The 13,812-nt window shown below is 67.9% G+C and carries 13 protein-coding genes; 1 reads left to right on the top strand and 12 read right to left on the bottom strand.

Translation table 11 applies throughout. The features are described 5' to 3' along the window. Positions 1 to 347 precede the first annotated feature (347 nt). From ACYJSS_RS10215 to ACYJSS_RS10260, 10 genes are all read right to left on the bottom strand, one after another. Positions 348 to 944 (bottom strand): hypothetical protein, encoded by a 597-nt coding sequence (locus ACYJSS_RS10215; protein ID WP_275672239.1) that lies wholly within the window; start codon positions 942 to 944, stop codon positions 348 to 350. Positions 945 to 1,031: 87 nt separating this feature from the next. Further along, the gene (locus ACYJSS_RS10220) at positions 1,032 to 1,370 is read right to left on the bottom strand and encodes a hypothetical protein (RefSeq protein WP_111262396.1); all 339 of its coding nucleotides are present in this window, start codon (positions 1,368 to 1,370) and stop codon (positions 1,032 to 1,034) included. After that, positions 1,367 to 3,805, bottom strand: a complete 2,439-nt coding sequence (locus tag ACYJSS_RS10225; RefSeq protein WP_236205763.1) for a hypothetical protein — start codon at positions 3,803 to 3,805, stop codon at positions 1,367 to 1,369. Before ACYJSS_RS10225 ends, ACYJSS_RS10220 begins: the two co-directional genes overlap by 4 nt. 59 nt (positions 3,806 to 3,864) lie before the next feature. Next, a complete protein-coding gene (locus tag ACYJSS_RS10230) occupies positions 3,865 to 4,668 on the bottom strand; it encodes a hypothetical protein (RefSeq protein WP_111262398.1) in 804 nt (267 codons plus the stop codon). Continuing rightward, positions 4,665 to 5,255 (bottom strand): RNA polymerase sigma factor, encoded by a 591-nt coding sequence (locus ACYJSS_RS10235; protein ID WP_236205762.1) that lies wholly within the window; start codon positions 5,253 to 5,255, stop codon positions 4,665 to 4,667. The genes ACYJSS_RS10230 and ACYJSS_RS10235 overlap by 4 nt, the downstream gene beginning before the upstream one ends. A gap of 1 nt (position 5,256) precedes the next feature. Continuing rightward, entirely contained in the window at positions 5,257 to 7,020 is a 1,764-nt protein-coding gene (locus ACYJSS_RS10240) for a vWA domain-containing protein (RefSeq protein WP_236205761.1), read from the bottom strand. 204 nt (positions 7,021 to 7,224) lie between these two features. Then, entirely contained in the window at positions 7,225 to 8,664 is a 1,440-nt protein-coding gene (locus ACYJSS_RS10245) for an aminotransferase-like domain-containing protein (protein ID WP_111262401.1), read from the bottom strand. A gap of 209 nt (positions 8,665 to 8,873) precedes the next feature. Further along, positions 8,874 to 9,683 carry an OmpA family protein gene (locus tag ACYJSS_RS10250; RefSeq protein WP_111262402.1) on the bottom strand — a complete coding sequence of 270 codons (810 nt, stop codon included), beginning with the start codon at positions 9,681 to 9,683 and terminating at the stop codon, positions 8,874 to 8,876. Then, on the bottom strand, positions 9,680 to 10,009 hold the full coding sequence (locus ACYJSS_RS10255; RefSeq protein WP_111262438.1) for a DUF4398 domain-containing protein: 330 nt from the start codon (positions 10,007 to 10,009) through the stop codon (positions 9,680 to 9,682). The genes ACYJSS_RS10250 and ACYJSS_RS10255 overlap by 4 nt, the downstream gene beginning before the upstream one ends. Before the next feature lie 39 nt (positions 10,010 to 10,048). Beyond that, positions 10,049 to 10,870, bottom strand: coding sequence for a substrate-binding periplasmic protein (locus tag ACYJSS_RS10260; RefSeq protein WP_111262403.1), 822 nt, complete (start codon positions 10,868 to 10,870; stop codon positions 10,049 to 10,051). Between the two features lie 114 nt (positions 10,871 to 10,984). Here ACYJSS_RS10260 and ACYJSS_RS10265 point away from each other — a divergent pair, with 114 nt between their 5' ends. Beyond that, positions 10,985 to 11,908: an alpha/beta fold hydrolase gene (locus ACYJSS_RS10265; protein WP_236205760.1), complete on the top strand. Its 924-nt coding sequence runs from the start codon at positions 10,985 to 10,987 to the stop codon at positions 11,906 to 11,908. 61 nt (positions 11,909 to 11,969) lie between these two features. On the opposite strand, the gene ACYJSS_RS10270 is transcribed toward ACYJSS_RS10265, so the two are convergent. Next, on the bottom strand, positions 11,970 to 12,899 hold the full coding sequence (locus tag ACYJSS_RS10270; RefSeq protein WP_236205759.1) for an electron transfer flavoprotein subunit alpha/FixB family protein: 930 nt from the start codon (positions 12,897 to 12,899) through the stop codon (positions 11,970 to 11,972). After that, positions 12,900 to 13,649 carry an electron transfer flavoprotein subunit beta/FixA family protein gene (locus ACYJSS_RS10275; protein WP_111262406.1) on the bottom strand — a complete coding sequence of 250 codons (750 nt, stop codon included), beginning with the start codon at positions 13,647 to 13,649 and terminating at the stop codon, positions 12,900 to 12,902. Positions 13,650 to 13,812: the final 163 nt, after the last annotated feature.

A 13,812-nucleotide genomic window follows, 5' to 3' on the forward strand; every position in this document is an offset into this window, starting at 1 on the left:
GACGCTCTGTTCATCCACCAGGAGATCCTGCAGCAAGCACCGGCGCCCGCCTCGTGGGAGCGAATCCGTTCGCGATGCAATACCCGGCGACTCGCCGCCCTGTGCCGGCTGCAGATCTTTCGCGGCTCAAGCCGCTCCCACAGGGAGAGCCCGCCGCAAGACCGGACCTGGCTGTGTTGGGCCTCGCTGCGCTCGGCGCCAACCTACGGCACCGCGCCCAACCCGAACCCCAGTGCCAACCGGCGTGTAGGGTGGATGGCGCCCTTTCCATCCACCAGCGGGGTCGCCGGCGAGCACGAAAGGTGGACCGGTGAAACGGGGTCCACCTTGCGCTGCGACTAGCGCCGTTACTGCTTGAACTCGAACTGCAGCTCGGCGCCTTCCACGGAGCGCCAGTAGTCGTCTTCCTTCTCGTTGGTCAGCAGCTTGCCGTTGAGCTGGAAGGGGCCCTGCTCGGGCGCCTTCTCGGTGAACATCGGCGGCAGCAGGGGCTCCTCGGCCTTGCGTTCCTCGACTATCTCGGGCTCGAGCTTTTCCACCAGGTGCCTGGGCAGGCGCAGGTCGAGCTGGGCCTTGGGCAGTTCGGTCTTCTCCGGCTTGCGCGCATTGCCGGCCGGGCTGGTGGCGGGCTGGGCTGCCTTGGCCACGGGCTTGGCCTCGGCCTTGGGCTTGGCTTGCGGCTTGGCTTGCGACTTGGCTTCGGGTTTGGCTTCGGGTTTGGACTCGGCCTTGGCCACGGGCTTGGGCGCCTCACTCGCCACCCTGGGGGGCTCGCTGGCCGGCTTGGCCACAGGTGCCTCCCTGGCCGGGGCGGCAGGCTCGGGCTTCGCGACCTCGGTCACCGGAGGCGGGCTGGCGGGTGGTTTCTGCGGGGGCGGTGCGTCCTGCTCGCAGCCGGCGAGCAGGCCCAGGAGCAACGGCAGGTAGAAGGGAAAACGGGTCATGGGCAGTGTGCAGGGCAAGGCATGAAGGGCCATGCTCGCCCCTCGATCCCGCCCTGGCAACCCCGGGGCCGGGAACTTGCCAAAGTTTTACACCCCTTCCCGGCCGGTGAACACCGCCCAGATCAGCAGGCCAAAGGCCAGGGTGTGAACCAGGCTGCCGAGCAGGTTGATGGCCGCGTAGAAATACATGGGCTCCGCGTCGGGCCAGATATCGAAGGCCAGGATCGGGATCAGCGCGTGCAGGCCGATGGTCATGCCCTGCCACACCAGCAGGATCAGCATGCTGGCCAGGCACAGGCCGGCGGCGCGGGGCTGGGCACGCCAGAAGCGCGCGGCCATGGCGCAGCCCAGGAGCCAGGTCACAACCAGGGGCAGCAGGCCGATGGAGCTGAGCAGAGAGAAGATGGCGGAAGGGCTGTCGGTCATGGGGCTCTCCAGGGGTCGAGGTGGGTGGAATCCAGGTGCTGCCAGAGGTCGATGCGCTCCCGCTCCGCATCGGGCAGCCAGAGGCCCCCTTCGCGGCGCAGCGGTTCCGCTCGCAGCGCCAGCAGCTCATCGAGGCTGAAACGACTCGGCTCGCCGGCATCGTCTTCCACCTCATGGGCGTAGGCGTGGACGCGCATGCACAGGCCCGCGCCATCGAAGCCTTCGAAGCGCGGCATGAGGCCGATGGGGTCGGCGCAGCGATACAGGCGGTGTTCGTGGGTATCCAGCACCAGCAGGTGCCAGAGCGGATGGCTGCCGGCCCGTGGATCGTGGTACTCGCCGAAGCGGGTCAGCGCCAGGAAGCGGCCATCGGCCGACCAGATCATCGCCGGCCCCAGGTCGGCGATCGCGCAGCCGGAGGCGGTGAGCAGGCACCCACCCATGCGGGGCTCCTGCTCGCGCAGGTAGCTGTCGGCGAAACGGTTCTCGCAGCCGAACAGCCAGGCGGCATCCACGCCACCGGGCGCAGGCAGGACGAAATCCCCCAGCGCATTGGCGACCGGCGGGCGCTCGGCCAGCCGCCAGGTCGGCACCAGGCGCAGCGCATCCGGGTCGACCGCCACCCGCGCCACCTCGTAGTAGAAACGCTCGCCGCCAGCGGCCATGAAGGCGGCAGCCCGCCGTGCGTCCGGGGCCGCTTCGGTGAAACGCTGCAGGGGATTGGATTCGCACCCCTCGGGCAGGCGCCCGAGCACATGGGCAAGGCTGACGATGCCCTCGCGGAAGTCGTGCAGCCGGGCGATCGCCAAGGGGCGCTCCAGCGCCAGCAGGCGACGCTCGCGGACATCCGCCACCACCAGGCGATGGGGAGCGGCCGGCGCCTCGGCGAACGCCACCAGGGCCAGGTAACGCCCGCAGTCGGAAACCCGGTGATCCAGGCACCATTCACCGTCGAGCAGCCAGTCGCCGATGCGGCAGGCGAATGCGCCCTGACGGCCGTCCGTACCCTCGCGCAGCCACTCCAGGCGCGGCACCTCGCCATTGGCCATGGGCTGCAGCTCCAGGCTGGCGCCGCTGCGCCCCGCGCCGTCCAGCGAGACGCCGAGGCACAGTTGCGTCAGCCGGTGCTCGCCGGCCAGCGCACGGCCCAGCTCATCGACCCCGGCCAGGATCTCGCTGTCGCCGTGGATGCTGTACAGGCCATAGCCGAAGCCCAAGCGGTCGGTGCCGGCATAGTCGAGGTAGGCCGCGCGCCAGGTGCGGCGACCGTCGAGGCGCAGCGGCGCGCCCAGGTTGAGACGGGGCTCGCCCTCAAGGGATTGCCAGGGCTCGTCGAGCAGGCGCCAGCCCTCGCCCTCCGCCCATAACCAGCAGTCGTTGCTCCAGCCCCGTTCCAGCTCGGCAACGGGACGCGCGCGGCATACCAGCGCCTTGCCATCCTCTCGCCAGATGACCGCTTCGCCGTCGGCCAGCAGCAGGCCGCTGGGCTCGTCGTCGAGCACCAGTTCGCAGGCGGGGTTGGCCAGGGGCGCGAGGGGGTTGTCCAGCTCGCGCAGGGTGCCCGGCAGGTGGGGAACGCCACGCAGGCGGTGGCTGCCCGTCGGGGCGGGGAAGTCGCGCGCGGCGGGCAGGTGTGCGGCCCGGTCCGGGCTGAGCCAGAGATCGCCCACGGCGATGAAGTCTTCGCTGCGGGCATCGGCCAGCAAGGTATCGAGGCGCGCCACGACGGCCTGGTTGGACACCAGTGGGCTGTGGCGACCGCGCAGCACCTCGCCATCGAAGGCATCCAGCTCCCAGAACTGCGGAGCGTTGGTGCAGTGATGCAGGCGGCGCAGCTGGCGGTCGAAGATCACCAGGCCCCACTCGCCCCGGGAGGGGATGGGCGCGGCCAGGTAGCGGCCGTCGCTGGAGAAGCACAGCGAGCTGCCCAGCCCCTCCAGCACCACGCCGTCGGGCAGCAGGTAGTCGCACCAGGCGGGCCCGCCCATGGCGATCTCGCCCCAGTTGAAGCTGCGCACGGGCTCGCCTTCGGGCGTCAGCAACGGGCCGCCGCTGCCCCAGGCGTTGGCGCCCGGCTCGGGCTCGGCAAGGCCCAGGCGACGCTCCCACGCCGCCACTGCGGCAAGGCCGAGGACGACCGCGGCGATGCCGGCGAAGATGCCCCAGTAGCCAGGCAGCAGCCGCCCCACACCGATGCCGAAGCCGATCATGGCGCAGGACAGTTGCGCACTGATGCGCCGGGCCAGCGCCTCGCGCCCGGTGCATGCCGCCAGGCCGAGGGCGAGAACGTGCAGCAGCACCAGGGCCGCCGACAGCGGCAGGGGCAGCATGGCGCAGAGGACGATGGGCAGGAGGGTCAGCGCGAGCTGGACGCAAAGCTCCAGCAGCAGGCGGCCGAGACTCTTTTCGTCGTGCCCGGAAGATGAAAGGGACAATCACGCGCTCCTTGCTCCGGTCGCGGTCCCGGCGGTGCTGGTTCACCGCCGAAGCCGGACTAGCGGCGTTCCCCGAGCCGTTCCAGCTCGGCCTCGATATCCAGTTGCGGGTGATCCTGGCGCAGGCGCGCCAGCAGCGCGTCGGCGGCCTGGGTGTCGCCCTGCTCGCGCAGTTGCAGCAGCTCTTCGAGCTGCTCCACCAGGGTGGCTTCCTTGGCCTTGCCCGGTGCCATGCGCGGCTTGGCGGCCAGGGTGGAGGCTTCGGCCTTCAGCGCCTCGGCGGCCTGCTCGTGCGCGTCGGCCTGATCGCTCAGGGCCGCCACCGGCGCCTGGCGCTGGGCCTCTTCGGCCAGGCGCGAGGCCGCCATCTTCTTCGCCTCGCGGGCCATCTGCGGTGCCTCGGCCGGCGCCGGAGCGGCGTAGGCCTGGATGGACGGCTCCGGGGCACTCTCCATGCTCCCGGCAACGGCGGTGTCGCCGGCAGCGACGCTGGAGCGGGCCATCGGTGCAGCAGCGGGCGCGGCGGGCACGATGGGCGCCGGCATCATCATCGCCGCCGGGGCCGGGGCGCTGTTGCCGTAGTCGAGGTCAGGGCGATCGAGGTTGCGCCAGGTGAGGCTGACACCGATGCCCAGGCAGGCCAGGCCGGCGAAGGCCACGGACCAGCGCTGGCGGCCACCGGGGCCGAACAGCCAGGCGTGCAGGCGCTCGCCCAGGCCCGGCCTGGCGGGCCGCACGGCATCGCGGGCCGCGGCGAGGATGCGCGCATCCAGCTCGGCGGAAGGCTCGCCGGCATCATGGGCACGGAAGTGGGCGAGCAGATCGCGCTCCAGCCCATCCGGCTTGCGTGGCTCCTGGTTCATGTGGATACCTCCTCGGTGGCAGCCGGATCGGCCAGCAACCGACGTAGCTTCTGCAACGCGTAGCGCAGGCGGCTCTTCACCGTCTCGGCGGGCGTGCGGGTCATCTTGGCGATCTCGTGCACTTCGAGGTCGCCATGGGCGCGCAGCAGGAAGACTTCGCGCTGCTCACCGGGCAATTCCTCCAGGGCGGCCTGCAGGCGCTGGCGATCACGGCTGAGGCTCAACTGTTCCTCCGGGTCGTCGCTGCTGCCCGGCAGGGCATCGCCGTGCAATTGCTCGTCGAACTCCTCGACGCGGCCATGGAGCCGCCCGTGCTTGCGCCAATGGTCGATCAGGCGATTGCGGGCGATCTGGTAGAGCCAGGTCTTGAACGCCACCTGTTCGCGCTGCTCGGTGGCGCTGCGGATCAGGTTCAGCCAGGTTTCCTGGAAGATCTCCTCGGCCAGGCCGGCGTCGCCGCACAGCCCGCAGAGAAAACGGTAGAGGCCGAGGCGATGGCGTGCGTAGAGCACGCCGAAGGCCTCGGCATCGCCGTGTCGGTAGCGCCGCAGCAGCGCGGCGTCGTCATCCGTGATGGGTTCGCTCAAGTCACTCGATCCGTGCCTGTGAAGGAGTTGGATTTTGCAGGCTTTGTGCGAGTTCGACCAGTTGCACGAATTCGCCGCGCAGGCCGAAGCGATCATCGCCACGGGCACCTCGGGCCAGCGCCAGGGTGTCGTTGAAGCCGAAGCTGCCGGTGTACTGCCCGCCCTTGAGCTGCTGGGCGAAGGCGGCCACGGCGGCGGCGAAGCGCAGGTCTTCGCTGGCCCCGGCGATCGCGGGCACCTCGGCGGCGGCGATGGGACGCTCCAGCAGCTTGCTCTGCTCGCTGCCCGGCGCCTTGTAGCGGATGCGCAGCCAGGCCAGCTCGGAGGATTTGCCATCGGCCTTCTGCGCCTGCTGGTAGCGCAGCGGCTCCAGCCAGCCCCTGCCGCCGGCCGGGACGATCTCGTAGAGCGCGGTGACGGTGTGGCCCGCGCCGATCTCGCCGGCGTCGACCTTGTCGTTGCTGAAGTCCTCGCGCTTGAGGGCGCGGTTCTCGTAGCCCAGCAGGCGGTATTCGCTGACCTGGGCGGGGTTGAACTCGACCTGCAGCTTGACGTCCTTGGCCACCACTTTGAGGGTCGAGCTGAGCTGGTCCACCAGCACCTTGCGCGCCTCGCGCAGGCTGTCGATGTAGGCGTAGTTGCCGTCGCCGGCATCGGCCAGTTGCTCCATCAGCTGTTCGTTGTAGTTGTCGGTGCCGAAGCCCAGGGTGGTCAGCGAGACCCCCCCCTTGCGCTTCTCGGCGGCCAGTTGCTTGAGGCTTTCGAAGTCGCTGATGCCGACGTTGAAGTCGCCGTCGGTGGCCAGGAGGATGCGGTTGATGCCGTTCTTCAGCAGGCCCTTCTGCGCTTGGGCATAGGCCATCTGGATACCGGACTCGCCTGCGGTGGAACCGCCGGCGGCGAGCTGGTCGATGGCGGCGCGGATCTTCGCCTTCTCGCTGCCGGGGGTGGATTCGAGCACCAAGCGGGCCTCGCCGGCGTAGGTGACCAGGGAGACACGGTCCTCGGCGCGCAGCTGGTCCACCAGCAGCTTGAGGGTGCCCTGCACCATGGGCAGGCCGTCACGGCGGTCCATGGAGCCGGAGACGTCGACCAGGAACACCAGGTTGGCCGGCGGCAGCTGCTCGACCTGGGTGTCGGAGGCCTTGATGGCGATGCGCAGCAGGCGCGCCTCGGGGTTCCAGGGCGAACGCGCTAGTTCGGTGCCGATGCCGAAGGGCACGTCGCCCTGGGGCAGCGGGTAGGCGTAGGGGAAGTAGTTGACCAGCTCTTCCAGGCGCACCGCGTCCTTGGGCGGCAACTGGCCGTCGTTGAGGAAGCGGCGGATGTTGGCGTAGCCGCCGGTGTCGACATCGATGCTGAAGGTGGAAACCGGGTCGCTGGCCACGGCGTGGATGGGGTTGTCGGCCAGGTGCGCGTATCGCTCGCGGCCCTCGTCGCGGTAGCCGGCGGCCAGGGCGTCGCTCATGGGCGCGGGGGCCACGGGCATGGCCATCGACCCCGCCACCGCGATCGGGGCCGAGCGCTTGGCCACTGTCGCGGGGGCATAGGCGGCGTTCGGCTCGGCGGCGGGCTTGGCCAGTTCCTGCAGGCGCGCGTCGTCGTTGGCGCTCACCGAACCGCTGACCTCGGCTTCGGCCTTGGTCTCGCTCGCACCGGGCGTGGTGCCGGATTCATGCCCCTGGCAGGCGGCCAGGGCGAGCAGCAGGCCGGCGGCGAAACCGGCGGCGAGGGGTTGGCGGAGCAGTGCGGCGGGGGTGGTCATGGCGTGTCTCCTGGGGACGGAATGTCCATACGCACCAGTAGACGGGGGCGGCGATCAGGTCGGGTTAAAGGGGTGATGAAATTATTTCCGGGCTGGGCGCGGGGCGTGGGAGCGGTTTCAACCGCGATCGCCGTGCCAGGCCATCGCGGCTGAAACCGCTCCCGCAATAGGGGCACCGGGCTTCAGCCCGGGGCGCGCCTGGTGTCAGAAGAAGCTGCCGGCCTCCTGGCACAGCTGCTTGGCGAGCATGCCGAGGGTCATGATGGCGCGCTCCGCCTCGCGGTTCCACGGGATGCCGCAGTTGAGCCGCACGCAGTGGTTGAACTGCTCGGTGTTACTGAAGATCAGCCCCGGCGCGATGCTGATGCCCTGCTGCAAGGCGCGGACGTGCAGGTCCTTGGTGTTGACCTTGGCGGGCAGGCTGATCCACAGGATGAAGCCGCCGTTGGGCCGGCTCATCTGCGTGCCTTCGGGGAAGTATTGCTGCACCCCCAGCTGGAAGGCGGTGAGGTTCTTGCGGTACTCCTGGCGGATGTAGCGCAGGTGCCGGTCGTAGCCGCCGTTCTCCAGGTAGGCGGCGACGCCCATCTGCGTGACGCTGCAGGCGGAATGGGTACTGAAGGTCTGCAGGCGCTGGATCTCGTCCTGGTACTTGCCGGCGATGATCCAGCCGATGCGCACGCCCGGCGACAGCGTCTTGGAGAAGCTGGAGCAGTAGACCACGCGCCCTTCGCGGTCGTGGGCCTTGAGCGCCTTTGAGGGGCCCTGTTCGAACATCAGCTCGCCGTAGATATCGTCCTCGATGATCTGGATGTCGAAGTCCGACGCCAGGCGCAGCAGCTGCTTCTGGCGCTCCTCGGGGATGGTGCCGCCCAGGGGATTGCTCAGGCGCGAGGTGAGCACCAGCGCCTTGATCGGCCACTGGTTGGCGGCCAGCTGCAGCGCCTCGAGGCTGATGCCGGTGGTGGGGTCGCTGGGGATCTCGATGACCTTGAGGCCGAGCAGGTCCGCCAGCTGCAGCAGGCCGTAGTAGGTGGGGGACTCGGCGGCGATCAGGTCGCCGGGACGGGTCAGCACGCGCAGGCTCATCTGCAGCGCATCCACGCAGCCATGGGTGATCACCACGTCGGTGGGGTTGACCACCACGCCGGCGTCGCGCATGCGGATCGCCACCTGCCGGCGCAGCGGCTCGAAGCCGGGGCTGAACATGTAGCTGAAGGCGCGCGGGCTGTGGAAGCGGGTGACCTTGGCCAGTTGCTGGTGCAGGGCGCGCACGGGGAGGTAGTCCACGTGGGGCACGGCGGCGCCCAGGGGGAACACGCCTTCGCGGCGGGACTCGGTGAGCACCTGGTTGATGATGCTGGCGCGGGTGACCAGGCCGGGGCGCTCGACACGGGCGATGTCCGGGGTGGAGGCAGTCAGGGCCGGGGTCTGGTGCACGTAGAAGCCGGATTGCGGCCGCGCGCGAATCAGGCCCTGGTCCTCCAGGTTGGCGTAGGCCTGCAGCACGGTGGCGTGGCTGACATTGAGCTGCGAACTCATCTTGCGGACCGAGGGCACGCGCTCGCCAGGCTGGTACACGCCGCGACGGATGTCTTCGGCCAGTTGCTGGGCGATGCGTTGATAGAGCAACAGATTGGTCATGGCGGCGGCACCTGGTTCACTGGACCGAAACAGTACCCGAGCAGTAACAAATTGCACCGGTACAGAGCGTTGAATTGTGGGCCATACAGTGCGCTTTCGCCAGTGACTGTATCGTGTCACTCCAACGGGCCCGCCGCTTCCGGCGCAGCTGTACGGGCAATAAAAAACCCCGGGGGCCGAAGCCGCCGGGGTCTTTCGAACGATTGCCGTCAGCGGCGCTCGCCGAGCTTGCCCTTCTCGTCGGAGAACACGATCTCGACGCGGCGGTTCTGCGCCCGCCCGTGGGAGGAGGCATTCTCGGCAACGGGGAAGGCTTCGCCGTAGCCCACCACTTCCATGCGCTTGGCATCGATGCCGAGGTCGCCGAGCACGTCGGCCACCGCCTGCGCGCGATCGCGGGACAGGGCGAGGTTCTCTTCGCGGGCACCGCTGCTGTCGGTGTAGCCCTCGATGCGCACGACGCGACGCGGGTTGATCTGGAGGAACTGCACCAGCTTGAGCAGCGTGCGGTTGGCCGAGGCCTTGAGTTCCGCACGCCCGGTGTCGAACAGCACGTCGCCCAGGGTCATCACCAGGCCGCGGTCGGTCTCGGTGGCGGCGAGGCTGACCATCTGTTCTTCCATCCAGTCGCCCTGCTGCTGGACGCTGAGCAGCTTGGCTTCGCGCAGGGCCAGTTGCAGGCGCTCCTGGTCCATCTGCAGCTTGGCGGCACGCTCCTGGTTGAGGTTGAGCTCGCTGTGCTGGCTGGCGATCTCGCTGTAGCGCTGGCTGAGGTAGGCGTAGTGCTCGACGTCCTGGTCGTTGCCCAGGTAGTTGGACAGGCGCTCGGCGCGGGCCAGGGATTCGCCGGCGCGGATCACGTCCTTGGGCGCACTGCGCAGCACGTCCGGGTCTTCCTTCACCTGCTGGAAGCGGGTACGCGCGGCTTCCAGGCTGTCTTCGGCGCGCTGCGGGTTGGCACAACCGGCCAACAGGCCAAGGCTCAGCAGGAGGCCGCCGAGGGCGATGCGAGGGCTCATTGCATCTCTCCCAGTTGCTTGCGCAGGCGATTGATGCGGGCACTGAGGTCGACCAGCTGGGCCTTGCTCTTCTCGGTCAGCACCTTGGACTCGGCCAGGCGCGCATCCAGTTCGGCCTGCTCGGCGAAGATGCGGGCACGCTTGTAGTCCTGCTCGCCCATGTTCTTCTGCGCGCGGGCGAGTTTCTCTTCGGCCAGCTTCATGTCGGGGCTCTGCTCGGCGCTCGCACCCACGGCACGGGCCTGGGCCACGGCCTGCTCGGTGAGGCGGAGCTGCTCCACGGGAGCGGGGTCGTTGGCACAGCCGGCCAGGGCGAGGACGGCCAGGCCGAGGGCCAGAATGCGTTGTTCGATCACGAGGGATTCCTAGGGTTTCGGGGCGCTGGCCGGCTGCAACTGCTGGGCCTTCCAACGCTCGAGATTGCGCTGCAAGAGGACTTGCGGCACACCTGCGGCGGTCAATTCTGTCATTTTTTTCGCGAGTTGTCCGCGCAGCCAGGGATCGTTGCAGGCCGAATTGTGGGACAGGGTCAGGTACAGGCCCTCGCTGGAGATCGGCGGCTCCAGCGCTTCGAGGTCGTCCGCCATGCCCAGGGTGTCGGCCAGGGCGAGGCCCGGGTAATGCTCGTAGAGCACGTACTCGGTGCGCTCCAGCACCAGCTTCTGGTAGGCCTGGGTCAGGCTCGGGACCTCTTCGAGGGTCAGGTTCGCCTTGGCGAAGGCGTCGAAGGCCTGGCCGAAGCTGTTGTTCACCAGGGTGCCGCCGGTATGACCGAGCAGGTCCTGCCACTGGGTGTAGGGGAAGCCGTGGCCGCGCTTGACCCATACGACGCTGGGCGTGTCGAGGAAGGCCGGGTGGATGTAGTCCATGGTCTCCAGGCGCGGCAGGGTGAGGAAGGCGCCGGCGATCAGGTCCACGCGACCGGTGCGCACCTCATCCTGGGCGCGGGACCAGGGGCCGGTATAGAGGATGTCGATCTTCAATCCGAGTTCGTCGCCCACGCGCTTGAGCAGATCGGCGTTGGCGCCGACCAGCAGCTTGGGGTTCTGCGGGTCGCGCCACAGGTAGGGCGGATATTCCGGGTTGCCCGTGGCGACCAGGCGCTCGCACTTGCCGGCTGCATGAGCCAGCCCCGGCAGCGTGGCCAGGACCAGCAACAACGGGGCGATGAAGGGGCGTATGTGCATCAGGGACTTCCTGGACCGGACCTTGGTTTGGGCGATGCAGCGACTGCGCTGCGTCGCTCTAGCGTCATGCTAGCTTAGGCGAACTGCAATAATTTTTTGCGATAAGGACGCGCCATGAAAAAACTGCTTGTCGGACTTGTGACGGTGCTGGCAGCCCTGGCTGCCACCCTGTACTTCTCCCCCGCCGCCCTGATGACCACGGCACGTTTCGTGGAGTGCCAGCTGGCGGGGCTTTCCACCCGCGACGTGACGGTCGGCGACCTGGATATCACCTATTACGAGGGTGGCCCGGCCAGCGGCGAAACCATCGTCATGGTCCACGGTTTCGGGGCCAACAAGGACAACTGGCTGCGCATGGCGCGACACTTCACCGAGCGCTACCACGTGATCGTCCCGGACCTACCGGGCTTCGGCGACAGCAGCCGCCCGGCCGGCAGCTACGACGTCGGCACCCAGGCCGAGCGCCTGGCCTCCTTCATCGCCACGCTGGGCGCGGGCAAGGTGCACCTGGTGGGCAATTCCATGGGCGGACACATCGTCGCCCTCTACGCCGCGCGCTATCCACAGCAGGTGCGCTCGCTGGCGTTGTTCGACAACGCCGGGATCACCGCCCCGCACAAGAGCGAGCTGTACGAGCGGCTGGAGCGCGGCGATGCCAACCCGCTGGTGGTGGCATCGGTCGCGGACTACGACCCGTTGATGGATTTCATCTTCGTCGAGAAACCGGCGCTACCCGGCCCCCTCAAGCGCTATCTCGCCGAGCAGGCGGCGGCCAACCGCGAACATTACGATCAGGTATTCCAGCATCTGGTGCAGCGCTATGTGCCGCTGGAACCGGAGCTGCCGAAGATCACCGCCCCTACCCTGCTGCTCTGGGGCGACCGCGACCGCGTCCTGGATGTCTCCAGCATCGAGGTGATGAAGCCATTGCTGGCCAAGCCCAGCGTGGTGGTGATGAAGGACTGCGGACACGTGCCGATGATCGAACGCCCCGCCGAGACAGCCGCGCACTACCAGGCCTTCCTCGATTCGCGGTGATTCCCCGGGCAACAAAAAACCCGCTCGATGAGCGGGTTTTTCGTGGGTGCGGAAAGCTGGGTCAGACCAGTTTTTCCAGCTCCGGTACGGCTTCGAACAGGTCAGCCACCAGGCCGTAGTCAGCCACCTGGAAGATCGGGGCTTCTTCGTCCTTGTTGATGGCGACGATGACCTTGGAGTCCTTCATGCCCGCCAGGTGCTGGATGGCACCGGAGATGCCGACCGCGATGTACAGCTGCGGAGCGACGATCTTGCCGGTCTGGCCAACCTGCATGTCGTTCGGCACGAAACCGGCGTCGACGGCAGCGCGGGAAGCGCCGACGGCAGCGCCCAGCTTGTCGGCCAGCGCGTACAGGTGCTTGAAGTTGTCGCCGTTCTGCATGCCGCGGCCGCCGGAAACGACGATCTTGGCTGCGGTCAGTTCCGGACGGTCGGACTTGGCCAGTTCTTCGCCAACGAAGGCGGACTTGCCAGCGTCGCTACCGGCACCGACAGCTTCGATGGCAGCGGAACCGCCTTCGGCGGCAACGGCGTCGAAACCGGTGGTGCGCACGGTGATGACCTTGACCGAAGCCGAGGACTGCACGGTGGCGATGGCGTTACCGGCGTAGATCGGGCGCTTGAAGGTATCGGCGCTCTCGACCGCGATGATCTCGGAGATCTGGTCGACGTCCAGCTGGGCGGCGACGCGCGGCAGGAAGTTCTTACCGTTGGTGGTGGCGGGCGCCAGGATGTGGCTGTAGCCCTTGCCCAGTTCGGCGATCAGCGGCGCGACGTTTTCCGGCAGCTGATGAGCGAAGGCGGCGTTGTCGGCCACCAGGACCTTGGAAACGCCAGCGACCTTGGCGGCAGCTTCGGCAACGGCGCCGACACCGGCACCAGCGACCAGGACGTGGATGTCGCCACCGATCTTCTGGGCAGCGGCAACGGTGTTCAGCGTGGCAGCGGCCAGGGCGGCATTGGTGTGTTCAGCGATAACCAGGATAGTCATTTAGATTACCTTCGCCTCGTTCTTCAGTTTCTCGACCAGTTCAGCCACGGACTTGACCTTGATGCCGGCGCTGCGGGCAGCAGGCGCTTCGACTTTCAGGGTCTTGACGGTGGAAGCGGTGGAAACACCCAGGGCGTCCGGGGTGACGGTGTCCAGAGGCTTCTTCTTGGCTTTCATGATGTTCGGCAGCGACGCGTAGCGCGGCTCGTTCAGGCGCAGGTCGGTGGTGACGATAGCCGGCAGGTTCAGGGCTACGGTCTGCAGGCCGCCGTCGATCTCACGGGTGACGTTGACCTTGTCGCCGGCGACTTCGACCTTGGAGGCGAAGGTGCCCTGGGCGTAGCCGGTGAGGGCGCCCAGCATCTGGCCGGTCTGGTTGTTGTCGCTGTCGATGGCCTGCTTGCCAAGGATCACCAGCTGGGGCTGTTCCTTGTCGACGACGGCTTTCAGCAGCTTGGCGACGGCCAGGGAGCTGAGCTCTTCTGCGCTTTCGACCAGGATGGCGCGGTCAGCACCGAGGGCCAGGGCGGTACGCAGCTGCTCTTGAGCAGTGGCCGGGCCAATGGTGACGACGACGATTTCACTCGCCACGCCTTTTTCCTTCAGACGGACGGCTTCTTCCACGGCGATTTCGCAGAAGGGGTTCATCGACATCTTGACGTTGGCGAGGTCGACGCCGGAGTTGTCCGCCTTGACGCGAACCTTGACGTTGTAGTCGACCACTCGTTTGACAGCTACAAGAACCTTCATGGATTCCTCGTTACTCTCCGGTGAATAAGAATGTCGCCAAGGACGAGCCTCTGGCGGGTGATGCTCGTCGGCCGGAACCGACGGTCAGCCCATACGGCGAGCGCAAAACCGCCCGTATCTTGACCGTAACGCCTATTCCGGTCAATACGGGAAAATACCCCGC

The organism is Pseudomonas sp. No.21 (assembly GCF_054558415.1).

What these genes read in the sequence shown, in the direction of transcription:
- ACYJSS_RS10215 (WP_275672239.1), bottom strand. Translation starts at nt 944, where the DNA reads ATGACCCGTTTTCCCTTCTACCTGCCGTTGCTCCTGGGCCTGCTCGCC.
- ACYJSS_RS10220 (WP_111262396.1), bottom strand. Translation starts at nt 1,370, where the DNA reads ATGACCGACAGCCCTTCCGCCATCTTCTCTCTGCTCAGCTCCATCGGC.
- ACYJSS_RS10230 (WP_111262398.1), bottom strand. Translation starts at nt 4,668, where the DNA reads ATGAACCAGGAGCCACGCAAGCCGGATGGGCTGGAGCGCGATCTGCTC.
- ACYJSS_RS10240 (WP_236205761.1), bottom strand. Translation starts at nt 7,020, where the DNA reads ATGACCACCCCCGCCGCACTGCTCCGCCAACCCCTCGCCGCCGGTTTC.
- ACYJSS_RS10245 (WP_111262401.1), bottom strand. Translation starts at nt 8,664, where the DNA reads ATGACCAATCTGTTGCTCTATCAACGCATCGCCCAGCAACTGGCCGAA.
- ACYJSS_RS10250 (WP_111262402.1), bottom strand. Translation starts at nt 9,683, where the DNA reads ATGAGCCCTCGCATCGCCCTCGGCGGCCTCCTGCTGAGCCTTGGCCTG.
- ACYJSS_RS10260 (WP_111262403.1), bottom strand. Translation starts at nt 10,870, where the DNA reads ATGCACATACGCCCCTTCATCGCCCCGTTGTTGCTGGTCCTGGCCACG.
- ACYJSS_RS10265 (WP_236205760.1), top strand. Translation starts at nt 10,985, where the DNA reads ATGAAAAAACTGCTTGTCGGACTTGTGACGGTGCTGGCAGCCCTGGCT.
- ACYJSS_RS10270 (WP_236205759.1), bottom strand. Translation starts at nt 12,899, where the DNA reads ATGACTATCCTGGTTATCGCTGAACACACCAATGCCGCCCTGGCCGCT.
- ACYJSS_RS10275 (WP_111262406.1), bottom strand. Translation starts at nt 13,649, where the DNA reads ATGAAGGTTCTTGTAGCTGTCAAACGAGTGGTCGACTACAACGTCAAG.